Genomic DNA, 489 nt, shown 5'->3' with positions numbered 1-489 from the left:
TTTTCGAAATCCGACTCGGTGCACCAGAAGCAACCGCTGGCAAAAATGGCCGTTGCAGTGTTTCCAGGCTTGACTGCCGGGGTGTCGGCAGCCGTAGCGCTGGTTCCGGTCAGGAAACTGGCAGCTACGGCAAAAACGCCCAGCGCCATCGTCAGGCCCATGGCAATTCGCTTCATCATGTCCGTAGCTCCGGAAGCTTGTCTTCGCGTGGTACGAACTTCAACGCAACGCCGTTGTTGCAGTAGCGTTTACCGGTTGGTTTCGGACCGTCATTGAAAACATGCCCCTGATGACCACCACAACGAACGCAGTGGTACTCGGTACGTGGCAGAATCATCTTGAAGTCGGTCTTGGTGGCGACGGCTTCAGGCAGAGGTTGCCAGAAGCTGGGCCAGCCGGTCCCACTTTCGTATTTCGTCTTGCTGTCGAACAAGGGCAGGAAACATGCGGCGCAGATGAAGGTCCCATCGCGTTTCTCGTCGTTGAGAG

At 56.6% G+C, this 489-nt stretch carries 1 protein-coding gene; it reads right to left on the bottom strand.

Features of this window, described 5'->3' with window-relative positions; genetic code table 11:
• Nucleotides 1-175: 175 nt before the first annotated feature.
• The coding region (gene msrB, locus PROAA_RS14580; RefSeq protein ID WP_186412034.1) for a peptide-methionine (R)-S-oxide reductase MsrB at nt 176-489 on the bottom strand (314 nt) is incomplete at its 5' end.

It is taken from the genome of Candidatus Propionivibrio aalborgensis, assembly GCF_900089945.1.
GTDB classification, from domain to species: Bacteria; Pseudomonadota; Gammaproteobacteria; order Burkholderiales; family Rhodocyclaceae; genus Propionivibrio; species Propionivibrio aalborgensis.
This window is presented reverse-complemented; position numbering and strand designations above follow the sequence as displayed.